At 70.9% G+C, this 23,270-nt stretch carries 20 protein-coding genes and 1 tRNA gene; 6 read left to right on the top strand and 15 right to left on the bottom strand.

Annotated elements, in window-relative coordinates; all coding sequences use genetic code 11:
- Window positions 1–81: 81 nt before the first annotated feature.
- Window positions 82–1,920, bottom strand: a complete 1,839-nt coding sequence (locus ACK4UM_RS12930; RefSeq protein WP_409799589.1) for an adenine deaminase — start codon at window positions 1,918–1,920, stop codon at window positions 82–84.
- A gap of 176 nt (window positions 1,921–2,096) precedes the next feature.
- On the opposite strand from ACK4UM_RS12930, the gene ACK4UM_RS12925 reads away from it, so the two are divergent.
- Window positions 2,097–3,344 (top strand): phospholipase D-like domain-containing protein, encoded by a 1,248-nt coding sequence (locus ACK4UM_RS12925; RefSeq protein WP_409799586.1) that lies wholly within the window; start codon window positions 2,097–2,099, stop codon window positions 3,342–3,344.
- Window positions 3,345–3,756: 412 nt separating this feature from the next.
- Here the strand turns inward: ACK4UM_RS12925 and ACK4UM_RS12920 are convergent, their stop codons facing one another.
- Window positions 3,757–4,626 carry a LysR substrate-binding domain-containing protein gene (locus tag ACK4UM_RS12920; protein ID WP_409799583.1) on the bottom strand — a complete coding sequence of 290 codons (870 nt, stop codon included), beginning with the start codon at window positions 4,624–4,626 and terminating at the stop codon, window positions 3,757–3,759.
- Between the two features lie 120 nt (window positions 4,627–4,746).
- Between ACK4UM_RS12920 and ACK4UM_RS12915 the strand changes: the two genes are divergently transcribed.
- On the top strand, window positions 4,747–6,246 hold the full coding sequence (locus tag ACK4UM_RS12915; protein ID WP_409799580.1) for an NADP-dependent isocitrate dehydrogenase: 1,500 nt from the start codon (window positions 4,747–4,749) through the stop codon (window positions 6,244–6,246).
- 228 nt (window positions 6,247–6,474) lie between these two features.
- Here ACK4UM_RS12915 and clpX read toward each other — a convergent pair whose 3' ends face one another.
- The 6 genes from clpX to ACK4UM_RS12885 form a co-directional block, all read right to left on the bottom strand.
- Complete coding sequence (gene clpX / locus ACK4UM_RS12910) at window positions 6,475–7,737, bottom strand: ATP-dependent Clp protease ATP-binding subunit ClpX (RefSeq protein ID WP_409799577.1); 1,263 nt, start codon at window positions 7,735–7,737, stop codon at window positions 6,475–6,477.
- A 292-nt stretch (window positions 7,738–8,029) separates the two neighbouring features.
- The gene (locus ACK4UM_RS12905) at window positions 8,030–8,656 is read right to left on the bottom strand and encodes an ATP-dependent Clp protease proteolytic subunit (protein WP_409799574.1); all 627 of its coding nucleotides are present in this window, start codon (window positions 8,654–8,656) and stop codon (window positions 8,030–8,032) included.
- 82 nt (window positions 8,657–8,738) lie between these two features.
- A complete protein-coding gene (gene tig, locus ACK4UM_RS12900) occupies window positions 8,739–10,127 on the bottom strand; it encodes a trigger factor (protein WP_409799572.1) in 1,389 nt (462 codons plus the stop codon).
- Window positions 10,128–10,258: 131 nt separating this feature from the next.
- Window positions 10,259–10,343 (bottom strand) — tRNA-Leu (locus tag ACK4UM_RS12895).
- A gap of 142 nt (window positions 10,344–10,485) precedes the next feature.
- Window positions 10,486–10,632 carry a hypothetical protein gene (locus ACK4UM_RS12890; RefSeq protein ID WP_409799569.1) on the bottom strand — a complete coding sequence of 49 codons (147 nt, stop codon included), beginning with the start codon at window positions 10,630–10,632 and terminating at the stop codon, window positions 10,486–10,488.
- Window positions 10,633–10,744: 112 nt separating this feature from the next.
- On the bottom strand, window positions 10,745–12,268 hold the full coding sequence (locus tag ACK4UM_RS12885) for an NAD(P)H-hydrate dehydratase (RefSeq protein WP_409799566.1): 1,524 nt from the start codon (window positions 12,266–12,268) through the stop codon (window positions 10,745–10,747).
- A gap of 258 nt (window positions 12,269–12,526) precedes the next feature.
- Here ACK4UM_RS12885 and ACK4UM_RS12880 point away from each other — a divergent pair, with 258 nt between their 5' ends.
- Together ACK4UM_RS12880 and glnA are read left to right on the top strand one after the other, a co-directional pair.
- Window positions 12,527–12,865, top strand: coding sequence for a P-II family nitrogen regulator (locus ACK4UM_RS12880; RefSeq protein ID WP_409799563.1), 339 nt, complete (start codon window positions 12,527–12,529; stop codon window positions 12,863–12,865).
- A gap of 103 nt (window positions 12,866–12,968) precedes the next feature.
- The gene (gene glnA, locus ACK4UM_RS12875; RefSeq protein ID WP_409799560.1) at window positions 12,969–14,378 is read left to right on the top strand and encodes a type I glutamate--ammonia ligase; all 1,410 of its coding nucleotides are present in this window, start codon (window positions 12,969–12,971) and stop codon (window positions 14,376–14,378) included.
- A gap of 145 nt (window positions 14,379–14,523) precedes the next feature.
- Here glnA and ACK4UM_RS12870 read toward each other — a convergent pair whose 3' ends face one another.
- Complete coding sequence (locus tag ACK4UM_RS12870) at window positions 14,524–15,060, bottom strand: cupin domain-containing protein (RefSeq protein WP_409799557.1); 537 nt, start codon at window positions 15,058–15,060, stop codon at window positions 14,524–14,526.
- Between the two features lie 181 nt (window positions 15,061–15,241).
- Here ACK4UM_RS12870 and ACK4UM_RS12865 point away from each other — a divergent pair, with 181 nt between their 5' ends.
- On the top strand, window positions 15,242–15,700 hold the full coding sequence (locus ACK4UM_RS12865) for a hypothetical protein (RefSeq protein WP_409799554.1): 459 nt from the start codon (window positions 15,242–15,244) through the stop codon (window positions 15,698–15,700).
- 67 nt (window positions 15,701–15,767) lie between these two features.
- Here the strand turns inward: ACK4UM_RS12865 and ACK4UM_RS12860 are convergent, their stop codons facing one another.
- From ACK4UM_RS12860 to fumC, 4 genes are all read right to left on the bottom strand, one after another.
- Window positions 15,768–16,169, bottom strand: a complete 402-nt coding sequence (locus tag ACK4UM_RS12860) for a septal ring lytic transglycosylase RlpA family protein (RefSeq protein WP_409799552.1) — start codon at window positions 16,167–16,169, stop codon at window positions 15,768–15,770.
- A gap of 1,223 nt (window positions 16,170–17,392) precedes the next feature.
- On the bottom strand, window positions 17,393–17,803 hold the full coding sequence (locus tag ACK4UM_RS12855; protein ID WP_409799634.1) for a ribbon-helix-helix domain-containing protein: 411 nt from the start codon (window positions 17,801–17,803) through the stop codon (window positions 17,393–17,395).
- A 37-nt stretch (window positions 17,804–17,840) separates the two neighbouring features.
- Window positions 17,841–18,200, bottom strand: coding sequence for a DUF4169 family protein (locus ACK4UM_RS12850; RefSeq protein ID WP_409799549.1), 360 nt, complete (start codon window positions 18,198–18,200; stop codon window positions 17,841–17,843).
- A gap of 47 nt (window positions 18,201–18,247) precedes the next feature.
- A complete protein-coding gene (gene fumC / locus ACK4UM_RS12845) occupies window positions 18,248–19,642 on the bottom strand; it encodes a class II fumarate hydratase (RefSeq protein WP_409799546.1) in 1,395 nt (464 codons plus the stop codon).
- A 450-nt stretch (window positions 19,643–20,092) separates the two neighbouring features.
- Here fumC and ACK4UM_RS12840 point away from each other — a divergent pair, with 450 nt between their 5' ends.
- Complete coding sequence (locus tag ACK4UM_RS12840; protein WP_409799632.1) at window positions 20,093–21,493, top strand: cytochrome P450; 1,401 nt, start codon at window positions 20,093–20,095, stop codon at window positions 21,491–21,493.
- On the opposite strand, the gene ACK4UM_RS12835 is transcribed toward ACK4UM_RS12840, so the two are convergent.
- Complete coding sequence (locus ACK4UM_RS12835; RefSeq protein ID WP_409799543.1) at window positions 21,470–22,345, bottom strand: N-acetylmuramidase family protein; 876 nt, start codon at window positions 22,343–22,345, stop codon at window positions 21,470–21,472. The genes ACK4UM_RS12840 and ACK4UM_RS12835 overlap by 24 nt on opposite strands.
- Before the next feature lie 89 nt (window positions 22,346–22,434).
- A complete protein-coding gene (locus tag ACK4UM_RS12830) occupies window positions 22,435–23,163 on the bottom strand; it encodes an SspB family protein (RefSeq protein WP_409799540.1) in 729 nt (242 codons plus the stop codon).
- Window positions 23,164–23,270: the final 107 nt, after the last annotated feature.

Below are 23,270 nucleotides of genomic sequence, written 5' to 3'. Positions count from 1 at the left end.
GGCTGCGACTCAGACGTGGCGATTATGGGTCCCGGATCGCCTTCGGCGTCCGGGATGACAGCGTAACGACAGAGTTGCCCCTCACTCCGCGGCCTGCGCCTGCGGCTCGAAGGGGGGGACGATCTCCATGCCCGGCACGAGGACGAGGCCCTTGTCGGTGATGCGGATCTCGGGGATCACCGAGAGCGGGATGAGGTTGAAGCCCATATAGGGGATCGTGCAGCCCGCCTCCTCCCAGACGCGCTTCAGCACGCGCGTCTCCTCCGCAACCTCCGTGACGCGCTTGTCGGAGAGGAGGCCCGCGATCGGCAGGGCGACGAAGGCCTTCACGATCCCCTGGTCGACGACGCACACCCCGCCCTGGGCCTCGACGAGCGTCGCGAGCGCGAGCTGCATGTCCGCCTCGTTGGTGCCGGCGACGATGACGTTGTGCGAATCGTGGCCGACGGAGGAGGCGACCGCGCCCGAGGCGAGGCCGAAATCCTTGAGGAGCCCGTGCGCCACCCGGCTCTCACCGCCCGAGAGGCCGTGGCGCTCGATCACCGCGACGAAGCACAGCCCGTGCTCGGCGAGCACCCCGTCCCAGCTCTCGAACGCGGGCAGCGACACCCGTTCGTGATGGACGAGGATGCCCGGCAGCGCCGTGCGCAACGCGTTCGCGACCACCGGCACCTTCGGCGGCGGCGGCGTCAGAGCGGGCCGACCGGAGACCTTGACGGTGGCATAGGCGGCCTTCGGATAGACGTAGCGCTCGGAGAGCGCCGCATCGAGGAGGGGCGTGATCTTGCGGCCCTCGACGACGAGCTCGCCGCCATACCAGGTGTTGTCGACCTCCATCGCGTCGTTGAGCAGGATCACGTCCGCCCGGCGCCCGCCGCCGAGCGCTCCGATCTCGCCGTCGCGGGCATAGCGCGTCGCGGGATGCAGCGAGCCCATCGCCCAGGCCGCTTCGCGCGACAGGCCCGCCGCGATCGCCTCGCGCACCACCCAGTCCATGCCGAAGGCCATCAGGTCGTCGGCGTCGCGGTCGTCGGTGCACACGCACACGCGCTTGTTGGACGCGCCGAGCTCGGTGATCGTCTTGATCGCCTCCGGCAGCGAGTGCCACGGCGTGGTGGGCGGGCCGCCGCGCAAGAAGATCCACACACCCGCGTCGAGGAGGTCGTCGGCGATGTCGCGATCGATCGCCTCGTGCGTGTCGGTGACGCCGGAGGCCGCGTAGGCCGCCACGAATTCCCGCCCGTAGATGTGCCCGCAGACCGGCTTGCCGCGCGAGAGCGCCGCGGCGAGGATCGCGTGCGAGCGCTCGTCGCCCATGGTCACCTGGACGAAGTCCATCTTCTCCCCGAGCGCCACCGCCTCGGGCCAGCGATCGAACAGCGCGCCGATCTTCTCCGCCGTGAGATCCCCGCCCGCCGTCTCGAGCTCGGGCGAGGTGGCCGGGACGGTGCTCGGAACCGTGAGGAAGATCGAGAGCGGAGCGGCGCGCGCGTCCTCGAGCATGGCCTCGACGCCGGCGACGTCCATCACGTTGCCGATCTCATGGCTGTCGCAGAAGATCGTCGTCGTGCCGTTGAGGAGCGCCGCCTCCGCATAGGCGCAGGCCGTCACCATCGAGGATTCGATGTGGATGTGCGGATCGACGAGGCCCGGCGCGAGGATGCCGCCGCGCGCGTCGTAGACGGCGCCGGGCGCGTGGGCGAGCGCCCTGTGCGCGCCGGCCGGCTTCGTCGCGGCGATGCGCCCGCCGGCGATCCACAACTCGCGCTCGGGTAGGATGCGGTCCGTATAGGTCGAGAGCACCCGCGCGCCGGTGATCACGAGATCGGGCGCCGTGCGGCCGGACGCGACGTCGGCGAGGCGGCGCGTGAGGCTCGCGAGCGGGGCCACGGAGAAGCGGGTGAGCTTTGGCTGCGGCATCGGAGGGCTCCCGTGTTGCGGATGCGAAAGCCTAACCCGCGCCAGCTGGAGCGCAAGAGCCCCGCGCCGGCGCGAGAGCCGGAGGCTCGACCGAAGCAGCGCCTCGCGCGTTGTACGCTTCGGGCGTCTGACCAGGGGTCGGGATCGTGAAGGGGAGACCGCGCGGACCTTGGAGAATGCTCGCCGCGATCCTCGCGAGCGTGATCGTCACCTATCTCGCGGTCGCGCTGATGCCGGACCGGCTCGACGTGCGCCAGCCCCTGCCGCCGGCACCGCCCGTCTCGTCGGAGGCGTTCCAGCGCACCTTGTCGGGCACGCTGCCGGGGACGCTTCTGCCCGGCCACAGGATCGAGACCCTCGTCAACGGCGACGAGATCTTCCCCGCGATGCTCGAGGCGATCCGCGGCGCGACGACGAGCGTCAACCTCGAGAGCTACGTCTATTGGCCCGGCGCGGTCGCCGACGCCTTCGAGGACGCGCTGATCGACGCCGCGCGGCGCGGCGTCGAGGTGCGGGTGATCATCGACTGGGTCGGCAGCTTCCTCGTCGAGCGCGCGCCGATCGACGTGATGCGCCGCGAGGGCGTGCGCGTCGAGCTCTTCCGCACCCCGAGCATCGGCAACGTCGCACGGCTCAACAACCGCACGCACCGCAAGATCCTCGTCGTCGACGGGCGGATCGGCTTCACCGGCGGCGTCGGCATCGCCGACGAATGGGCGCCCGGCGGCGACGCGCATTGGCGCGAGAGCCATTGGCGGATCGAGGGCCCGGCGGTGGCCGACATGCAGGGCGCCTTCGCCGAGCACTGGCTCGAGGCGACGGGCGAGCTCCTGGTCGGCGAGCGCTTCTACCCGCCGATCGCGCCCGCGGGCGAGAGCGTCGCGCAATTCGTCGCGCAATCTTTCGGCGGCACCAATATGAGCCTGCACGTGGCGCTCGTCTTCTCGATCGCGGCGGCCGAGCGCAACATCCGCATCGCGATGCCCTATTTCGTGCCCGACGACGTCGTGATCGCGCAGCTGGCGGAGGCAGCCCGGCGCGGGGTCGCGGTCGACATCGTGCTGCCGGGCGACGAGATCGGCATGGATTTCGTCCGCCGCGCCTCCCGCCACTTCTGGGGGCCGCTGCTGCGGGCGGGGGTGCGCATCCACGAATACGAGCCGACGCTCTACCACAAGAAGATGATCCTCGTGGACGACCTGTTGGTGAACATCGGCTCGGCGAACATCAATTCGCGCGCCTTCCGCCACGACCACGAAGCGAACCTCCTCGTCTTCGACCCCGCCTTCGCCGCCGAGCAGACGGCCCTGTTCGAGCGCGACATCGCCCTCTCGCGCGAGATCACCCTCGCCGAATGGGAGGCGCGACCGCCGTGGCGCAAGGCGGGCGATTTCCTCTGGAGCCTGGGCCGGCCGCATTTTTGAGGGGGTCGGCGCCGAGGGTCGTCGCGAACGTCGCGGTTCTCGCGCGGACGGCGGAAGCGGCCCTCTCTCCCTCCCCTCAGAGCTTCGAAACCGTTCGCCAAAAACCCCACCGTCATTCCGGGGCGCGAAGCGAGCCCGGAAACCAGAACCGCGACGTCGGATGAGCAGCCTATAGGCTGCGTCCCTCGGCGCATCCATTGTTCTGGATCGTGCAACGAGCGCGCATGCGCGCTCGAACCAGCGTCGGGAGTCTGGGTTCCGGGCTCGCTTCGCGCCCCGGAATGACGGCAGGGGACAGAGTCTCGAGCTCACGCGCAGGGGCAGGAGAGCGGCGCGCCGTGGTGTCGTATCCTCCCCCCTAGCGCTCCGCTCAAGAGCGGCGCCCCCTCCCCGTCCCCCCCCTTTCGCCCCCTCAATGATCCTTCTCCAACGAGCGGGCGATGTGGTCGCGCAGGAGGGCGGCGGGGGCCGAGAGGGGGTCGGCGCCGACGAGGGCGATCTCGGTGTCGGAGAGGGAGGGCAGCGGGTCGCCGTCGACGATGCGCAGGCCCGCAGGCGCCATCTCCTTCGGCAGCACGGTGACGCCGAGCCCGGCCCGCACCGCCGCCTGCGAGCCCGCGAGCGAGCCGCAGGTATAGGCGATCCGCCAGGGCCGGCGCGCCCGCTCGAGCGCCTCGACCGCGCGCTTGCGATACACGCAAGGGTCGGGCGAGACGACGAGCGGCAGAGCCACCCCCTCCCCCGGCAGGTCGCGCGACCCGCAGACCCAGACGAGCGGCTCGCGCCACACGCGCATGCCGGTGCCGAGCGTCGGCGCGCCGGGCTCGCGCTTGACGAGGATGAGATCGAAGCGCCCGGCGCGGAAGGCATCGATCAGGTTGAGCGTGAGGTCGCAGGTCACCTCGAGCGTCACGTCCGGGTGCGAATCGGCGAAACGGGCGAGCACCTGGGGCAGGTGCTGCGAGGCGAAATCCTCCGGCGTGCCGAGGCGCACGTGGCCCGCGACGTGCTCGGCATTCACCCGCGCCACCACCTCGTCGTTGAGCGCGATCAGGCGGATGGCGTCGGCGAGGAAGGTCTCCCCCTGCGGGGTGAGCCGCACGCTCTTGGCGTTGCGCTCCATCAGCCGCTGGCCGAGCGTCTCCTCGAGCCGCTTGATCTGCAGCGAGATCGTCGACTGGTTGCGCAACAGCCGCTCCCCGGCCCGCGAGAAGCTGCCCACCTCCGCGATCGTCACGAAGGCGCGCACGAGGTCGAGGTCGAGATTGGGACGTTGCGGCATCGTCGTTCCCCCGATCATTGAATTTCATTATCCTCAGGTTTTGAACTATCGATTTTTCCTATGCAAGCGAAAAACGTTATGGGAGCGCATCGCAGTCGTCCCGTTGGAAGGAACGCTCTCATGAACACCCGCGCCGCCCCCCAGACCTTCGATCCCGCCGCCACCACGCACGCCACGCCCGTCACCGTCGCCTATGGCGACGGCATCGGCCCCGAGATCATGAGCGCCTCGCTGCGCATCCTGAAGGCGGCGGGCGCCGCGATCGCGATCGAGCCGATCGAGATCGGCGAGGCCGTCTACAAGGCGGGCCACGCGTCCGGCATCCCGCCGGAGGCCTGGGAGACGATCCGGCGCAACAAGGTGCTGTTCAAGGCGCCGATCACGACCCCCCAGGGCGGCGGCTACAAGAGCCTGAACGTGACCATGCGCAAGGCGCTCGGCCTGTTCGCCAACGTGCGCCCCTGCACCGCCTACGCCCCCTTCGTGCCCACCCTCCACCCGGCGATGGACGTCGTCGTCGTGCGCGAGAACGAGGAGGATCTCTATGCGGGCATCGAGCACCGGCAGACGGACGACGTCGTCCAGTGCCTGAAGCTGATCACCCGGCCCGGCTGCGAGCGCATCGCGCGCTACGCCTTCGAATATGCCCGCGCCAACGGCCGCAAGAAGGTGACCTGCTTCACCAAGGACAACATCATGAAGCTCACCGACGGCCTGTTCCGGCGGGTCTTCGAGGAGGTCGCGGCCGAGTATCCGGAGATCGCGACCGAGCACATGATCATCGACATCGGCGCCGCCCGGCTCGCCGCGAGCCCGCAGCATTTCGACGTGATCCTCACCGGCAATCTGTACGGCGACATCGTCTCGGACATCGCCGCCGAGATCGCGGGCTCGGTCGGCCTCGCGCCCTCCGCCAATATCGGCCCGCACGGGGCGATGTTCGAGGCGATCCACGGCTCGGCGCCCGACATCGCCGGGCGCGACGTCGCCAACCCCTCGGGGCTCCTGCTGGCTGGCGTGATGATGCTCGTCCATATCGGCCAGGGCGCCGTCGCCGCGCGCATCCACAACGCGTGGAAGCGCACGATCGAGGACGGCATCCTCACCGCCGATCTCGCCCGCGGCGCGAGCGCGCGCGAGGGCGTCGCGGCGGTGGTCGGCACCCGCGCCTTCGCCGACGCGGTGATCGCGCGGCTCGGCGAGATGCCGCGCACGCTCGCGCCCGTCGCCTATGCCGACGCCGCCCCGCTTCCGGTGCCGGAGGCCGCCCCGCGCGTGCCGGCGCGCAAGGAGCTCGTGGGCGTCGACGTCTTCGTCCACGCCGCCGACATCGCGCCGGACGCGCTCGCCGAGCGGCTCGCCGCCTGCGCCGAGGGTCTGTTCGACCTGACCATGATCACCTCGCGCGGCGTCAAGGTGTGGCCGCAGGGCCTGCCGGAGACGGCGCTCGTCGACCATTGGCGGGCCCGCTTCAAGAGCAAGCCGGGCCTTGCGCTCAACAAGGCGATGATCGCGCGGCTGCTGGGGCGGATGGCCGAGGCCGGGATCGACTTCGTCAAGACCGAGCAGCTCTACCTGTTCGACGGCAAGCCCGGCTTCGCCCTCGGCCAGGGCGAGTGAGGGCGTGCAGAGGAGTTGGGCGACTTCTGTCATCCCGGGCCGCGAAGCGGACCCGGGACCCATGAAATCGAGGCTCGTTCGAGAAACGCAGCCTATAGGCTGCGACTGAAGCGTCGAGCGTATGGGTCCCGGATCGCCTTCGGCGTCCGGGATGACACGACGGCGCCAGAACGAGAACGCCCGCGGCGCGTGCCGCGGGCGTGATCCGTCTCGACGGCGAGGCTGCGCTCAGGCGCTCGCGCTCGCCTCGTTGCGCTCGGCGTGGATGAGGAGCGGGCCGGCCTTGCTCTCGACCGTCTCCGGGCTGATGACCACCTGCTCCACCGATTCCATGCCGGGCAGGTCGTACATCGTGTCGAGCAGGATGCCCTCCATGATGGAGCGCAGGCCGCGCGCGCCGGTCTTGCGCTCGATCGCCTTGCGGGCGATGAGGCGCAGGGCCTCGTCCTGGAAGGTGAGCGCCACGTTCTCCATCTCGAAGAGGCGGGCGTATTGCTTCACGAGCGCATTCTTCGGCTCCTTGAGGATCTTGATCAGAGCCTCTTCGTCCAGATCCTCGAGCGTGGCGAGGACCGGAAGGCGGCCGACGAATTCGGGGATGAGCCCGAACTTCAACAGATCCTCCGGCTCCACCTCGCGGAAGATTTCGCCGGTGCGGCGGTCGTCCGGCGCGGAGACCTGGGCGGCGAAGCCGATCGACGAGCCCTTGCCGCGCGCGGCGATGATCCGCTCGAGGCCGGCGAAGGCGCCGCCGCAGATGAAGAGGATGTTCGTCGTGTCGACCTGCAGGAATTCCTGCTGGGGGTGCTTGCGGCCGCCCTGGGGCGGCACGGAGGCGACGGTGCCCTCCATGATCTTCAGGAGCGCCTGCTGCACGCCCTCGCCCGACACGTCGCGCGTGATCGACGGGTTGTCGGACTTGCGGGAGATCTTGTCGATCTCGTCGATGTAGACGATGCCGCGTTGCGCGCGCTCGACATTGTAGTCGGACGCCTGCAGGAGCTTGAGGATGATGTTCTCGACGTCCTCGCCGACATAGCCCGCTTCCGTGAGCGTCGTCGCGTCGGCCATCGTGAAGGGCACGTCGAGAATGCGCGCGAGCGTCTGCGCGAGCAGCGTTTTGCCCGAGCCGGTGGGGCCGATGAGCAGGATGTTCGACTTCGCGAGTTCCACGTCCGAGTGCTTGGAGGCGTGGGCGAGGCGCTTGTAGTGGTTGTGCACCGCGACCGAGAGGACCTTCTTCGCATGGCCCTGGCCGATCACGTAGTCGTCCAGGACCGCGCGGATCTCCTTCGGGGTGGGCACGCCGTCGCGGGACTTCACGAGCGAGGTCTTCGATTCCTCGCGGATGATGTCCATGCACAGCTCGACGCACTCGTCGCAGATGAACACCGTGGGCCCGGCGATAAGCTTACGGACCTCGTGCTGGCTCTTGCCGCAGAAGGAGCAGTACAGCGTGCTCTTCGAGTCGTTGCCGCCAGCTTTGCTCATGTCACGTCTCCAAATGCAGGCGCGGACGCGAGCCCCCGCCATTCTCCTTCATATAGGCGCCGGGCTAACAAACTGTAGCCCCGACCCGAGCGACCCGAGACTCGCCGAAACCGACACGCGAAGGATACCATGTCGGCCGCGTCCGATGGCCGCATAGGGGCCGCACGCTCACGCGGGACAATCGACGCTCCCGAACGGCGGTTCCAACGCGCATGCAATCACGCACGCGCGCCATGATCAAGCGCGTTGGCTTGCGTAGTCCGTCCGTCGCTGGCCGGCACCCGTTCCGCCGTCAGGCCGGCGGCGCCTCGGGGCGCTTCGAGAGCACCTCGTCGATGAGGCCGAACTCCTTGGCGGCATCGGCCGTCATGAAGTAGTCGCGCTCGAGCGCGTTCTCGATCGCGGCGAGATCCTTGCCCGTGTGCTTCACATAGATCTCGTTGAGGCGACGCTTGAGCGCCTCGATCTCGCGGGCGTGGATGAGGATGTCCGTCGCCTGCCCCTGGAAGCCGCCGGAGGGCTGGTGGACCATGATTCGCGCGTTCGGCAGCGCGAATCGCTGGCCCGCCTCGCCGGCGCAGAGCAGGAGCGAGCCCATCGAGGCGGCCTGGCCGACGCACAGCGTCGAGACGGGGCAGCGGATGAACTGCATCGTGTCGTAGATCGAGAGGCCCGAGGTCACCACGCCGCCGGGCGAGTTGATGTAGAAGGAGATCTCCTTCTTCGGGTTCTCCGCCTCGAGGAAGAGGAGCTGCGCCACGATCAGCGAGGCGGAATAGTCCTCGACCATGCCGGTCAGGAAGATGATCCGCTCGCGCAGCAGGCGCGAGTAGATGTCGAACGCGCGCTCGCCGCGGGAGGACTGCTCCACGACCATCGGCACGAGGGTGTTGTTGTAGACCTCGAAAGGATCTCTCATCGTCTCTCAGGCTCCCGATACGCGAACCGCGCACCTCCCCGGCACGCGGTCCGCTCGCGATCTTGCGGCTGCGGCGAAATCGTCAGGCCTTCTCGCCCGCGGCCTCCTCGGCCTCGCCCTTCGCCTCGTCCTCGAAGTCGGCGAGGAGCGCCTCCTTGGAGACCTCGGTCTCCTCGACCGTCACCTGAGAGAGAATATGGTCGACGACCTTCTCCTCGAACAGGGGGGCGCGCAGCTCGGCGAGCGCCTGCGGGTTCTTCTGGTAGAATTCCCAGACCTGCCGCTCCTGACCGGGATATTGACGCGCGCGCTCGATCAGCGCCTGCGTCACCTCGTCGTCGGAGACCTTCACGTCCGCCGTCTCGCCGATGCGGGCGAGGACGAGGCCGAGCCGGACGCGACGCTCGGCGATGCGGCGGTACTCGTCCTTGGCCTTGTCCTCGCTCGTGCCCTCGTCCTCGAAGGTCTTGCCGGCGCGCTGCAGATCGCTCAGGACCTGCTGCCACACGCCTTGGAATTCCTGATCGAGCAGGGTCGGCGGCAGCTCGAAGGAATAGCGCTCGTCGAGCGCGTCGAGCAGCACCTTCTTGAGCTTGCGGCGGGCGACGCCGTCGTAGTCGCGCTGCAGGGCGCCGCGCATGGCGTCCCTCATCGCGTCGAGGCTCTCCATGCCGAAATTCGTGGCGAAGGCGTCGTCGATCGTCACCTCGCCGGGGGCGAGCACGTCCTTGACGGTGACGGCGAAAGAGGCGTCCTTGCCGGCGAGATGCGCGGCCGGATAGGTCTCCGGGAAGGTGACGGCGAGCGTGCGCTCCTCGCCCTTCTTGGCGCCCGTGAGCTGCTCCTCGAAGCCGGGGATGAAGGAGCCCGAGCCGATCTCGACCGGCACTTCCTCGCCCTTGCCGCCCTCGAACTCGACGCCGTCGATCGAGCCGACGAAGTCGACCACGACCCGGTCGCCCGTCTCGGCGGCGGCGTCCTCGCCCTTCGACTCGAAGGGGCGGTTCTGCTTGGACAGACGCTCGAGGCCTTCCTCGACCTCCGCATCGGGCACCCGGAAGACGGGCTTCGTCACCTTGACGTCGGACAGGTCGACGAGCTCGAAGGTCGGCAGGACCTCGACGGCCACCTTGAAGGCGAGATCGGTCTTGGCGTCGAGCGCCTTCTCCATCTCGTCCTTGTCCTCGGGGAACTCGAAGCGCGGCTGGTTGGCGAGCTTGAGCTGATGATCGTCGACGATCTTGCGCTCGGCCTCGGCCACCGCGTTCTGCACCACCTCGGCCATGACCGAGCGGCCGTAGAGCCGGCGCAGATGCGCGACCGGCACCTTGCCCGGGCGGAAACCGTTGATCTTGACGCGATCCTTCAGGGTGGCGAGCTCGCTCGTCAGCCGCTCCTCCAGCTCGGTCGCCGGCAAGACGACCCGGAACTCGCGCTTGAGCCCTTCCGACAGCGTTTCCGTCACCTGCATCGTGCTATCCGTCCGTACTTCCTCGAGAGTGCGCATGGAGGCGCCGGGGCGCTCCGCTCCCGCCTCGACGCCGGCCTCGCCGTGCGTCGGACGCGGGAATGGACCGCCCCGGAACCGTAGAGCGACGGGCTTGGTGCGGGCGGAGGGACTCGAACCCCCACGACTTTCGCCACCGGAACCTAAATCCGGCGCGTCTACCAATTCCGCCACGCCCGCTCCCGGAGCGACGCGCCGCCCCATGCCGGGTCGCGGCTCTATATCATGCCCGCGCGAGGGCGCACCAAAAAAAACGTGCCTCGCGGATTTGTTCGCGGCGCGCGGATGCCATGGTGAACGGGTTCTCGCCCGAAGTTCGCGCTCACGCGTCCTGCATCAGCGAATGGACGAGCATCGCGACGAAGGCCCCGCTGCCGGCGATCACCATCGTCGCGGTGGACAGCCCCACCTCGCGCATGATCGCGACGAGGACGAGGAGCACGCTCGCGTACAGAATCGTCCTGAACATGGCGGCGACCTCCCGACCTGTTCCGAATCGAGACGACCGGACGATGCCGGCGCCTCTCGGAGGGGCGATGCGCAAAGGGCGTGCCGCAAGGGAAAGGGCGTCGCGGGACGGCTCACCCCGACGATGCTCCTCCCCTCAACACCTCCCCCAGCAAGCGCGGCAGCGCCTCCGGCAGGTCCTCCGCGATGAGGCCCGGGCCGATGCTCGCGCCGGCGCGGGCGTGGAGATCGACGGCGGCGGCGGTCGCCTCGAAGGGGGGCATACCCTGGGCGATCAGGCCCGCGACGAAGCCCGCGAGCACGTCGCCGGCGCCGGCGGTGGCGAGATGGGGCGTGCCGGAGGCGTTGATCGCCGCGCGGCCGTCGGGGGCGGCGATCACGCTGTCGGCGCCCTTCGCCACGACGATCGCGCCGAGCGCGGCCGCCGCCTCGCGCGCGGCGACGAGCTTCGAGGGCGCCTCGTGCACCGCGGGACAGGCGCGAAACAGCCGCGCAAGCTCGCCCGCATGCGGCGTCGCGACCGCGCAGCGCGCCCCCGCCAGGAGGCTGGCGAGCCCCGCGTGATCGCCCTCGAAGGCGGTGAGCGCGTCCGCGTCGAGGACGAGCGCGCGCGCCTCGGCATGGCGCGCACGCGCCGCCGCCTCCAGGAATCCGCGCGCCCGCGCGCGCCCGAGGCCGGGCCCCAGCGCGAGGACGCCGATGCGGGGATCGGCGAGGAGCTCTTCGAGATCGGCGCCGTCGTCGCAGGGCCGCAGCATGATGGCGGTGAGCTGCGTCGCGTTCACGAGGAGCGCCGCGCGGGGCGAGCCGAGCGTCACCGCGCCCGCGCCGATCCTGAGCGCCCCGCGCGCGACGAGCCGCGCCGCGCCGGTCTCGTGGATGCCGCCCGAGAGGACGAGCACGTGCCCGCGCGCATATTTGTGCGCCGCCGGCCCCGGCCGCGGCAGCGCCGCCCGGTAGAGCCCCTCTGCGTTCGCGAAGGTCGCGGGCCGCGCGAGATCCTCGATCACGTGCGCGGCGATGCCGATGTCGGCGACGCGCACGCGCCCGCAGAGGGTGCGGCCGGGCAGGAGGAGGTGGCCGGGCTTCATCGTGGCGAAGGTGATCGTCTCGTGCGCCCGCACGCAGGGGCCGTCGGCGCGCCCGGTATCGCCGTCGAGGCCCGAGGGCACGTCGACCGCGAGCACCGGCCGCCCGCTCGCCGTAAGACGCGCCACGAAATCCGCGGCCGGCCCGTCGAGCGGGCGCGCCAGTCCCGAGCCGAAGAGGGCGTCGATCACGAGGCATGCGGCCGCGGGATCGGCATCGGCGAGGGGGAGAACCGGTCCGCGCCACGCGGCGGCCGCGATCGCCGCGTCGCCGCGCAGGCGCTCGCGCGGGCCCAGAAGCGCGACGAGGACCGCGATCCCCTCTTCGGCGAGAAGCCGCGCGGCGACGAAGCCGTCGCCCCCGTTGTTGCCCGGCCCGCAGGCGACGAGGACCGGGCCCTCGCCCCCTCGCGCGCCGCGCATCGCCCGCGCCGCTTCGGCGATCGCCGCGCCGGCCCGCTCCATGAGGGCGATGCCGGGGGTGCCCGCCGCGATCGTGCGGCGATCAGCCTCGCGGGTCCGGGCGACGTCGAGAAGGACCTGCATCATTTTTCGCCGTCTCCTGCCTGTGGAACGTCTCCCGCATCGCCGCATTCGCGACGTTGACGACACACCGTCGCCGAAAAAGGCAGCAGATGCACAAAATATGCGCAACTTGCGCCCAAGAACCGGCCATGCCCCGCTCCCCGAGGCGGCACGGTCGATGCTAAGACTGAGCCGTGCCGGAGCGGTCCACACGCCCCGGCCCCATCCGCGACCGCGACTGACGCGAGCGCCCAACACGCGACGACCGAAGGCCGAGAAGCCATGCGAAAGATCGAGGCGATCATCAAGCCGTTCAAGCTCGACGAGGTGAAGGAAGCGCTGCAGGACGTCGGCCTGCAGGGGATCACGGTGATCGAGGCCAAGGGCTTCGGCCGCCAGAAGGGCCATACCGAGCTCTATCGCGGGGCCGAGTACGTGGTCGACTTCCTGCCCAAGGTGAAGCTCGAGATCGTCCTGCCGGACGAGCTCGTCGACAAGGCCGTCGAGGCGATCCGCAAGGCCGCCCAGACCGGCCGCATCGGGGATGGCAAGATTTTTGTATCGACCGTCGAGGAGGCGATCCGGATCCGGACCGGCGAGACCGGCACCGACGCGATCTGATCGCCCGACCGAGGACGACAAGAGAGAGAAAACCGCGGCCGCCCGGCTCGCGGACGAACGATCCTTCCCGACGAGACCTTCCAAGCAGAGGACTGACCGGACCATGCAGACCGCCAACGACGTGCTCAAGGCGATCAAGGACAACGACGTCAAGTACGTCGACTTCCGCTTCACCGATCCGAGGGGCAAGTGGCAGCACGTGACCTTCGACGTGACGATGGTCGACGAGGACCTGTTCGCCGAAGGGATCATGTTTGACGGCTCTTCGATCGCCGGCTGGAAGGCGATCAACGAGTCGGACATGACCCTCATGCCCGATCCCGAGACCGCGTGCATGGACCCGTTCTTCTCGGCGCCGACGATGTCGATCGTCTGCGACGTGCTGGAGCCGGCCTCCGGCGAACCCTACGGGCGCGATCCGCGCGGCATCGCCAAGAAGGCCGAGGCCTTCCTGAAGTCGACCGGCATCGGCGACACGATCTATATCGGCCCCGAGGCCGAGTTCTTCGTGTTCGACGACGTGCGCTTCTCCGCCGACCAGTACCATGTCGGCTTCAAGGTCGACGCGACCGAGCTGCCGACGAACGGCCAGACCGAGTACGAGGGTGGCAACATGGGCCACCGCATCCCGGTCAAGGGCGGCTATTTCCCCGTGCCCCCGCTCGATTCGGGCCAGGACATGCGCGGCGAGATGCTCGCGGCCATGGCGTCGATGGGCGTCAAGGTCGAGAAGCACCACCACGAGGTGGCGTCCGCCCAGCACGAGCTCGGCATGAAGTTCGACACGCTGGTGCGCATGGGCGACCAGATGCAGATCTACAAGTACGCGATCCACAACGTCGCGCACTCCTTCGGCAAGTCGGCGACCTTCATGCCCAAGCCCGTCTACGGCGACAACGGCTCGGGCATGCACGTCCACCAGTCGATCTGGAAGGACGGCAAGCCGCTCTTCGCCGGCGACAAGTACGCCGACCTGTCCCAGGAATGCCTCTGGTACATCGGCGGCGTCATCAAGCACGCCAAGGCGATCAACGCCTTCACGAACCCGTCGACGAACTCCTACAAGCGTCTCGTCCCGGGCTTCGAGGCGCCGGTGCTGCTCGCCTATTCCTCGCGCAACCGCTCGGCGTCCTGCCGCATTCCGTGGACGACCTCGCCGAAGGCCAAGCGCGTCGAGGTGCGCTTCCCCGATCCGACCGCGAACCCCTATCTCGGCTTCGCGGCCCTCGTGATGGCCGGCCTCGACGGCATCCTCAACAAGATCGACCCGGGCGCCGCGATGGACAAGGATCTCTACGATCTGCCCCCGCGCGAGCTCAAGAAGATCCCCACCGTCTGCGGCAGCCTGCGCGAGGCGCTCGCCTCCCTCGACAAGGACCGCGCCTTCCTCAAGGCCGGCGGCGTCTTCAACGACGACTTCATCGACAGCTATATCGAGCTCAAGATGCAGGACGTCATCCGCTTCGAGCACACGCCGCACCCGGTCGAGTACGTCATGTACTACTCGGTCTGATCCGGCCCTCGCGGCACGGGTCGCCGATCGCGCGACGAGACGGGGCGGGCCTTCGGGTCCGCCCCTTTTTTCGTGGCACGTTCCCTTTTTCTTGGCCCATCCCTTCCTAGTGGCGATGCGGATCGCGGCCGCGCGCGGGGCGCGATCACCCCCACAGGAGCACGAGCGGCCCGCCCTCGCCGTGGACGGGATCGGTCGTGGGCCGCGCGACGGCGCGCAGGCGATCGCGCGGAATCGCCTCGCGCAGCGTCTCGAAATCCTCCTGACCGGGCGGATAGGCGCCCACCACGAGGAAATCCGGGCTCGCATCGACGAGCTTGTGCCCCGTGCCCGCCGGGAGCACGACGAGATCCCCCGCCTCGATCGCGAGATCCTGCCCGCTCTCGCCCCCGAGCCGCACCCGTGCGTGCCCGCGCGCGACGCCGAGCGCCTCGTGCGCGTCGGGATGGAAATGGTGAAACCGGTAGATGCCGTTCCGCCAGGTGCCGCCCCAGCCGCTCGCCGAAAAGCGCGCCTCGAATGCCTCCGCGAGATCCCCCGCCGCGTCTCCCGCGAGCACGCCGCGATAGAAGAGGACCGGCAGGTCCGGATGGTTGGGCATCTGCGCGTCCTCGGGCAGGAAGATGCGCTCGGGGGTGGTGGGAGCGGGGGTGGTGGGATCGGGTTCGGCGATGTCGGTCATGAGCGTCGGTCCTCGCGCGCGGGTCGCGCGGCCAACGCGGCGGACGCACCGTTCGTTCGCGCGCGCGCCATGCGTCGTTTCGTTTCGCCGACGTAACGTTCGCGCGCCCGCGAGGACATCGGGCGGAAATCGAGAGCCGTCAGAACGAAGCCGCGATCACGCGACGAAGGAAACCCCCGAGATGAACACCGACTTCTCCTGCCCCGCCCGCACGGACGCGCGCTCCGAGGCGCTCGCCAATCTCTGCTTTCGCGCCGCCTTGACGTTCTTCGGCATCGGAGTTGCCATGGGCACCTTCATGTCGCTGACGCACGACTTCACGATCCGGCCGGTCCACGTGCACGTCAACCTGATCGGCTTCGTCGGGTTCTTCATCTACGGCGCCTTCTACCGGTTCTTCCCCGCATCCGCGGCGACGCGCCTTGCGCTCGCGCAGGTTGTGTGCGCGCTGGTCGGCCTGCCGCCGATGATGACCGGGCTCGCGCTCCTCGTCTTCGGGCAGGAGAGCCTCGGCATCCCGCTGCTCCTCGGCGGCGAGGCGGTGACGGTGGCGAGCGTCGTCATGTTCCTGATCGTCGGCTTCCGCGCGACCGGCCGGCCGGCGCGGATCGTCGCCGGCGACCTCGCCCGCGCCGCCTGACGGCGCGGGTGCGCGAGCGCGGAGCGCGGGCCCTGCGACGGGCACGCGCTCCCTTGTCGATCACGCCTCAGCGCAGGACCTCGAGACGCACGCTGGCGATGCCCGCGGACAACAGGCCGACCGCCTGAGCCGCGCCGCGCGAGAGATCGATCTCGCGGCCGCGCACGAAGGGGCCGCGATCGTTGATGCGCACGACGACCGAGCGATCGCCCTTGGTGACGCGCACCTTGGTGCCGAAGGGAAGGGTCTTGTGGGCGGCGGTCAGCGCGTTCTGATCGAAGCGCTCGCCATTGGCGGTGCGGCGGCCGTGGAAGCCGGGGCCGTACCAGGAGGCGGAACCGGTGAAGGCCCGGGCCGTCTCGCCGGCGCTCGCGGACGCGTTCCGGGCACTCGTATCGGCGATGGCGGGGGCGGTGAGAACGGCGCAGGAGAGCGCGGCGGCGAACGCCGCCTTGAGGAAGGAATTCACGTCGTCGTCCCGTATTCGTTGATCGGCATCTTTGGATGTCGCCGGCCGTGGGATGGGCCGGGCCGGGGTCTCGAGGCCTGCGGGCCACCGATCGGCGAGGGAGCGTTTCGCCTCCGAATGAGACGAGAATGCGGTACAACAAAGGTCATTCGTCGCACGCCGGAACCAATTCGCGCGAGCCACATGCGTAAAGGACGGCCGGCGATCGGCCCCGGACGAATTTGCTGTGGTTCGAGCGCGGCTCCGCGCAGCGCGCGAGGCTAAAACGGCCGCGTTCGCGCAAGCGAGACCGCGCGGGCGCGAGCTTCATCTTCGAAGCTCGCCACGAAATCGGTCTGTGGCCATGGGTGATCTCGCCTTTGCGGAGCTGCCCGCCTGGCGGGCGTCGGGGTTCGAACCGAGGCGGACGTCGCGCATGCGCCGGCGGCGCCGGCAAGGGGCGCCGGGTACTGCGCCGGCCGGACCGCGCCGGCCGGACCGGGCCAATCGGATCGAGACGGGATCGAGACGGGACGGTTCGGCCGTCTCCGGCCTCGTCGCACCCTGCGATCGGCCGGGCAGGACGATAGGCGCAGGCAAGCGGTACCGCGCCCGGTCGCGGCATCGCTCCGTCCGCGCGGACGAGGCGAGCGCGCCGAACAGGGAGCGCCGATCGCTCGCGCTGGCGCCGGCGCGCGCAATCCGCGGAGCACGCCGCGCCCGGCCGTTCGCCGATGGCCGATCGCCGAGTGCCGAGTGCGTCCAGATGGACGGGGATGTCCACGGCGAGGGCCGTGCGCCCGTCGGCGGCCGCGTTCGGCGGCGCAGGCCAGGTCCGCGGCGCGGGCGCAGTCCGCGGCGAAGGCCGAGTCCGCGGTGCTGGAGACGTCTGCGGCGCAGGCGAAGTCCGCAGTGCAGGCGAAGTCCGCGGCGCGGGCGAAGTTCGCGGCGCGGGCGAGGTGCGCGGCGCAGGCCAAGTCCGCGGTGCAGGCCAAGTCCGCGGTGCAGGCCGAGCCCGCGGCGCGGTCGAAGTCCGCGGTGCTGGCGACGTCTGCGGCTCAGGCGAAGTCCGCAGTGCAGGCGAAGTCCGCGGCGCGGGCGAGGTGCGCGGCGCAGACCAAGTCCGCGGCGCAGGCCAAGTCCGCGGTGCAGGCCAGGTGCGCGGTGGGCGTATGGTTGCGGTCGAACGCTTCCGGCGCGTCGTGGCGGGCCCTACGCCCGCGGTCGGCGCGGTTCGAGCCGGTTCAGGCCTGCGCATCCGACGGGTCTCGCCCGTCGACCGTCGCCTCCCCGTCGGACAGGTCGAGCGGGCCCGACGCGTCTTGCGCCGTCGCCTCGCCCGAGCGCGGCAAGGCGCCGGCACGGGCTTCCGCGAGGAGGCGCACGCGGATGGCCGAGGACAGGTTGGAGGGTCCGCGCGCGGCGTCGATCTCGGCGACGAGGCGCTGGAGCGACTGCCCGCGCCGCGCGGCGAGCGTCCAGAGCGCCTCCCAGAAGGGCGCCTCGAGCGAGATGCTCGTGCGGTGGCCCGCGATCGCGACCGAGCGCTTGATCACCTGCGCGCCGCCCTCGACCGTGGGCACGGGGACGTCTGGCGCCGTCGCCTGCGCCGCCCCGTCGGGCCGCGGCGGCCCCTCGTCGGTATCGTCGCGCATCGTCACCGGCCGACGCCTCTCGCCGGACGAGCGCAGCTCACGGCGCCCCCTCCCCCGGCGGCGCGTTCGCGCGCGCGGGATCGCTCGGGTCAGGCGCTCTCTCGGCCCCGTGCGGTCGTGCGGCTCGGCTCGCGGGCGCGGACGGGTCCCCGGGCGCGGACCGGCTCGAGGCCGCCGACGGGGCGGGCGCGTCGGTCCCGCCCGCATCGCCAGCCGTGCCCGCTTCGCGGCGATGGGCCTCGAGCCGGCGCGCATCGAGCGCGGCGCCCGCGCGCGCGGCCGCACGCTCGGCCTTGGTGCGGCCGAAGGCGACGCGGTTCTCGGCGGCGCGCTCCTCCCCCTCCCGACGCGCCTTCGCCTTGCGGGCCCGGCGCAAATTGACGATCTCGGCGCTCACGTCCCCTCCCCTCCCCTTCGCATACGCGGCTCGCGCGCGTCCCGCGCTCAACTCTGCCCGACCATGCGCTCGGGCCGGACCAGCCGATCGAAATCCTCCGCCGACACACCCGCGGCGAGCGCCTCCTCGCGCAGCGTCGTGCCGTTCGCATGCGCCGCCTTGGCGATCGCGGCCGCGCGATCGTAGCCGATCTCGGGGGCGAGGGCCGTGACGAGCATCAGGGAGCGCGCGAGGAGGTCCTCGATGCGGGCGCGGTTGGGCGCGATGCCCACGACGCACTTGTCCGCAAACGAGATCGCCGCGTCGGCGAGGAGGCGCACGCTCTGCAGGAAGGCGTTGGCGATCACAGGCTTGAAGACGTTGAGCTCGAGATGCCCCTGCGCGCCGGCGAAGGCGATCGTGGCGTTGTTGCCGATCACCTGCGCGCAGACCATCGTGAGCGCCTCGGCCTGGGTCGGGTTGACCTTGCCGGGCATGATCGAGGAGCCGGGCTCGTTTTCCGGCAGCGCGATCTCGGCGAGGCCCGAGCGCGGCCCCGAGCCCATCAGCCGGATGTCGTTGGCGATCTTGAACAGGCCCGCGGCGAGGCTCGTGAGCGCGCCGTGGGCGAAGACGAGGGCGTCGTGCGAGGCGAGCGCCTCGAACTTGTTGCCGGCCGAGAGGAAGGGCAACCCGGTCAGGTCGGCGATCGTCATCGCGAATCGCTCGGCGAATTCCGGGTGCGCGTTGAGCCCGGTGCCCACCGCCGTGCCGCCCTGGGCGAGATCGAGGAGCGAGGGCAGCGTCGCCTCGACGCGGGCGATCCCGAGCTGGATCTGGGCCGCATAGCCGCCGAATTCCTGCCCGAGCGTCACCGGCGTCGCATCCTGCAGATGCGTGCGCCCGATCTTGACGATGTCGGCGAAATCGTCGGCCTTGGTGGCGAGCGCGTCGTGCAGGTGCTGGAGGGCGGGGATCAGGCGGCTCGTGATCTCGACGACCGCGGCGACGTGCATCGCCGTCGGAAAGGTGTCGTTCGAGGACTGCCCGCGATTGACGTGGTCGTTTGGGTGGACGGGCGCCTTCCCCCCGCGCGCGCCGCCCAACGCCTCGTTGGCGCGGTTGGCGATGACCTCGTTGACGTTCATGTTCGTCTGCGTGCCGGACCCGGTCTGCCAGACGACGAGGGGGAATTCGTCGTCGAGCTTTCCGGCCGCGATGTCGGACGCGGCGGCCGCGATCGCGTCGGCGATGCCGGCGTCGAGCTCGCCGAGCTCGGCATTCGCCATCGCCGCGGCCTGCTTGACGAGGCCGAGCGCGCGCACGAGCGCGGGCGGCATGCGCTCCGTGCCGATCTTGAAATTCTCGAGCGAGCGCTGCGTCTGCGCGCCCCAATACCGATCGGCCGGCACCTCGATCGGCCCGAACGTGTCGGATTCCGTGCGTGTCTGCGACGGCGACATTTGGCGGCCTCCCCTGATCCGTCCCGAACACCACATGTAACGCGAGACGGCGCCGCGCGGCACCCCGCTTCGCGGAAACCGGCTCTGCGAATTCCGGCACCGCGGCTCGCGGCCGATCCGCCCACGGTGCGGGAGCGCCCGATCGCATCCGCCGAGGCGGACAGGACGGGCTCGGACGCTCGAGGTTCGGATGCCCGACGCTCGGGCGCCGCAGGGGCGGGAATGCCGCGCGGGCCGGGCGCGGCGGTTTCGAGAGGCAGGAGACGGAACATGGCGACGCGCGCGCGCAGAAAGGCCGGGCGGGATCCGGGGAACGAACCGGCCGCCGGCGTCGGTGCCGAAGGACCTGCCAAGTCCGTCGGCGATCCCACCGAGGCGGGAGCGGGCGATTCGGCGCGCGAGCGTCCGCCGACGCAGCCGGCCCGCTTCCGGCCGCCGACGCCCGAACCGATGCGGGGCGTGCCCGACCTGTTCACCTTCCTGCGCGCCGCCCGCGACAACCCGCTCGCCACCTGGACGGAAGAGCACTTTCGCGCGCCGGTCGTGATGGGCAAGGGCGTCCTCGGCCGGGTAATGGTGCTGAGCGACCCGGAGGGCATTCGGCACGTCCTCGTCGACAACGCGGCGAACTATCGCAAGGACGCGCTCACACGCCGCGTGCTCGGCTCCGGCATCGGCGACGGGCTGTTCACGGCGGAGGGCCAGATCTGGCGCCAATTGCGACGCACGCTCGCGCCGCTCTTCTCCGCACGGCGCGTCGACGCCTTCGGCGCCGACATGGCGGGCGCGGCCGAGACCGTGGCCCGCCGCCTCGCCCGGCGGGAGGGGCGCAGGGTCGACGTCGCGGTCGAGGCGACGCGGCTGACCCTCGACGTGCTCGAACGCACCATCTTCACGACCGGCCTCCAGCGCGATCCCGACGCGCTCGGGCGGGCGATCACCCTGTTCTTCGAGGGGATCGGCCCGATCGACCCGCTCGACGTCTTCGGCCTGCCGGACGCGCTGCCGCGCATCGGCCGGTTGCGCGCGCGGCCCGCGATCGCCTTCTTCGAGGCGGTCGTCGACGAGCTCGTGCGCGACCGCCGCGCGCTCCTCGCCCGTCACGGGGCGGCGGAGGGCGCCGCTTTCGCTGGCGCCGGGGCGCCTGGCCTCGGCGGGGCCGTGCCGAGCGACCTCCTCACCCTCCTCCTCACCGCGCGCGACCCGGAGACCGGCGAGGCGCTCGACGATGCGAGCGTGCGCGCCAACATCGCGACCTTCATCGCCGCCGGGCACGAGACGACCGCGAACGCGCTGACGTGGTCGCTCTACCTGATCGCGCAGGACGAGGCGGTGCGCGCACGGCTCGAGGCGGAGGTCGACGCGGCGGCAGGCGACGCGCCGCTCTCCCCCGAACACCTGCCCGCTCTCCCCTATACCCGCGCCGTGGTGGAGGAGGCGATGCGGCTCTATCCGCCCGCGCCCTTCATGAGCCGCGAGGCGATCGCGGAGGACCGGGTGCTCGGCTTCCGGCTGCGGCCGGGCACGATCGTGATGATCGCGCCCTATATCGTCCATCGCCACGCGCTCCTGTGGGATGACCCCGCCGCCTTCGACCCGGAGCGCTTCCTGCCCCCGCGCCGCGAGGCGATCGACCGCTATGCCTATCTCCCCTTCGGCGCCGGGCCGCGCGTCTGCATCGGCGCGCGCTTCGCGCTGCACGAGGCGATGATCGCGCTCGCCGCGATCGTGCGGCGCGTGCGGCTCGACCTCGTACCGGGACATGCCGTGGAGCCGGTCCAGCGGGTGACGTTGCGCCCGCGCGAGGGCATGAAGATGCGCGTCCATCTACGCCGCCCGCTCGGAGGCTGACGCGAGGGCGGCGAGGAGCGCGCGGCGATCCTCCTCCCCCGGCGCCGCCGCCTCCCGCCCGCCGCGCCCGTCGGCGGCGCGGAAGGCGGCGAGCGCGCGGCGCGTGCGCGGCCCGTCTTGCCCGTCGATCGGCCCCGGCGAGAAGCCGGCATAGAGGAGGAACATCTGCAGCGCCCGCAGGCCGAGATCGGGCCGCGCGAGCCCGCCCGTCTCGTAGAGGCGATGGGCCTCGGCGAGCCGACGATCGTAGGCGTTGCGGGCGAAATCCGGGCCGTTGTAGCCCCGCGCGAAGGCGCGCCAATCCCCGCGCGCGAGGGCCGAGGCGAGCCCCGTGGCGCGGATATAGGCGACCATCGCGGCAAGCTGCGCGTCCTCCCCCGCCTCCATCGCCGCGACCATGGCGCGGACGTCCGCGAACCCGACGATGCGGGCGTTGAAGCCCATCACCTGCCCGAGGCCCCAGGAGGCGCTCTCGAGCGCGGCGTTCTCGTCGAGCGCCCGCGCCCGCGCCAGCCGCGCGTGCTGATTTGCGCCCGCCGGCCCGTAGAGGCCCGGGCGCGGCGCGGAGACGTCGGGATCGCGCGCGTCGAAGCGCCCGGCGGTGCGGCGGTGAAAGACGTGTCGCTCGAACAGGATCACCGGGCGTCGATCCGCGAGGAAGCCGCACCCCATCGCCTCGATCCGCATCACCGCGAGAAGGCGCGGCGCGTCGACGCCGAGCGCCGAACGGGCGGCCTCGAACCCCACCTCCGTCAGCGGCGCGCCGCGATCGAGCGCGAGCCCGCCGCCCGCCGCTCCGCTCGCCGGCCGCGCCGACGGACGCCCGCTCGAGAACAAGGACCTGACGGACATGGGCCACCTCCCGCGATTGCTCGCAGAAGCTAGCCGCAACACCACCCGTCCGTCAAGAACAAAAAGAGAACAACCGCCGAGCGCACGCCTCAGGGCTTCTTGCGGAAGGCGTCCAGGCTGACGACCTCGGCGCCGACGGGCCTGTCCTCGGCGGCCTCGCTCGCGCCGCCCTCGGCCTTCGAGACCTTCCCCGCGCTGCCTTTGGCGCCCTTGCCCGAGGCGGACGCGGGCGCAGGCGATGCGCCCGGCTCGCCCCCTTCGGCCGGCTCGGCGGCGGCGGGCCGCTCGGCGTCGGCGCCCGCCTGCTTGGCGGCGGGGATGCGCGGCGTCGTCGCCGGAGCCCGGCGCGGCTCGGCCTCGGCGGGCTCCGAGCCGGCTCCGCGCACGCGCGGCGCGGCGACCGGCGGGGCCACGATCGCGGGTGGCGCCGCCTCGGGCGCGCGCGGCGCGATCTCGGCCGGCTCGCGGATCTCGAACTTGAGGCCGAACTGCACGGAGGGATCGAAGAAGCCGGTGAGCGCGTCGAAGGGCACGAGCAGCCGCTCCGGCACGCCGCCGAACGAGAGCCCCACCTCGAAGCCGTTCTCGCTCACCGCGAGATCCCAGAACTGGTGCTGCAGCACGATCGTCATCGTGTCGGGATATTTCTCGCGCATGCGCGTGGACAGGCGCACGCCGGGGAACTGCGTCTGGAACGACACGTAGAAATGGTGCTCGCCCTTGAGCCCGTCGCGCGCGGCATCGCCCAGCACCTTGCGAACGACCCCCTTGAGCGCGTCCTGCACCAGGAGATCGTAGCGGATCAGGTCCTGCGTCATCGCAATGCTCGGCGGCCTCGTCGCCGGATCGAGCCGCGAGCGGACTCGCAGGATCGACCGGGCATGGGTTGTGGTGACGTCGGGTTCCGGCCGGACATCGGCCGATC

Origin of the sequence: Salinarimonas sp., from assembly GCF_046292825.1 — a bacterium.
Classification (GTDB): Bacteria; Pseudomonadota; Alphaproteobacteria; order Rhizobiales; family Beijerinckiaceae; genus Salinarimonas.
The sequence above is the reverse complement of the archived record's forward strand: the minus strand, read 5'-3'. Positions and strand labels throughout refer to the sequence as shown.

What these genes read in the sequence shown, in the direction of transcription:
- ACK4UM_RS12885 (WP_409799566.1), bottom strand. Translation starts at nt 12,268, where the DNA reads ATGATGCAGGTCCTTCTCGACGTCGCCCGGACCCGCGAGGCTGATCGC.
- ACK4UM_RS12835 (WP_409799543.1), bottom strand. Translation starts at nt 22,345, where the DNA reads ATGTCCGTCAGGTCCTTGTTCTCGAGCGGGCGTCCGTCGGCGCGGCCG.
- ACK4UM_RS12865 (WP_409799554.1), top strand. Translation starts at nt 15,242, where the DNA reads ATGAACACCGACTTCTCCTGCCCCGCCCGCACGGACGCGCGCTCCGAG.
- ACK4UM_RS12915 (WP_409799580.1), top strand. Translation starts at nt 4,747, where the DNA reads ATGAACACCCGCGCCGCCCCCCAGACCTTCGATCCCGCCGCCACCACG.
- ACK4UM_RS12925 (WP_409799586.1), top strand. Translation starts at nt 2,097, where the DNA reads ATGCTCGCCGCGATCCTCGCGAGCGTGATCGTCACCTATCTCGCGGTC.
- ACK4UM_RS12920 (WP_409799583.1), bottom strand. Translation starts at nt 4,626, where the DNA reads ATGCCGCAACGTCCCAATCTCGACCTCGACCTCGTGCGCGCCTTCGTG.
- glnA (WP_409799560.1), top strand. Translation starts at nt 12,969, where the DNA reads ATGCAGACCGCCAACGACGTGCTCAAGGCGATCAAGGACAACGACGTC.
- ACK4UM_RS12840 (WP_409799632.1), top strand. Translation starts at nt 20,093, where the DNA reads ATGCGGGGCGTGCCCGACCTGTTCACCTTCCTGCGCGCCGCCCGCGAC.
- fumC (WP_409799546.1), bottom strand. Translation starts at nt 19,642, where the DNA reads ATGTCGCCGTCGCAGACACGCACGGAATCCGACACGTTCGGGCCGATC.
- ACK4UM_RS12830 (WP_409799540.1), bottom strand. Translation starts at nt 23,163, where the DNA reads ATGACGCAGGACCTGATCCGCTACGATCTCCTGGTGCAGGACGCGCTC.
- ACK4UM_RS12880 (WP_409799563.1), top strand. Translation starts at nt 12,527, where the DNA reads ATGCGAAAGATCGAGGCGATCATCAAGCCGTTCAAGCTCGACGAGGTG.
- ACK4UM_RS12930 (WP_409799589.1), bottom strand. Translation starts at nt 1,920, where the DNA reads ATGCCGCAGCCAAAGCTCACCCGCTTCTCCGTGGCCCCGCTCGCGAGC.
- tig (WP_409799572.1), bottom strand. Translation starts at nt 10,127, where the DNA reads ATGCAGGTGACGGAAACGCTGTCGGAAGGGCTCAAGCGCGAGTTCCGG.
- ACK4UM_RS12905 (WP_409799574.1), bottom strand. Translation starts at nt 8,656, where the DNA reads ATGAGAGATCCTTTCGAGGTCTACAACAACACCCTCGTGCCGATGGTC.
- ACK4UM_RS12870 (WP_409799557.1), bottom strand. Translation starts at nt 15,060, where the DNA reads ATGACCGACATCGCCGAACCCGATCCCACCACCCCCGCTCCCACCACC.
- ACK4UM_RS12890 (WP_409799569.1), bottom strand. Translation starts at nt 10,632, where the DNA reads ATGTTCAGGACGATTCTGTACGCGAGCGTGCTCCTCGTCCTCGTCGCG.
- clpX (WP_409799577.1), bottom strand. Translation starts at nt 7,737, where the DNA reads ATGAGCAAAGCTGGCGGCAACGACTCGAAGAGCACGCTGTACTGCTCC.
- ACK4UM_RS12855 (WP_409799634.1), bottom strand. Translation starts at nt 17,803, where the DNA reads ATGCGCGACGATACCGACGAGGGGCCGCCGCGGCCCGACGGGGCGGCG.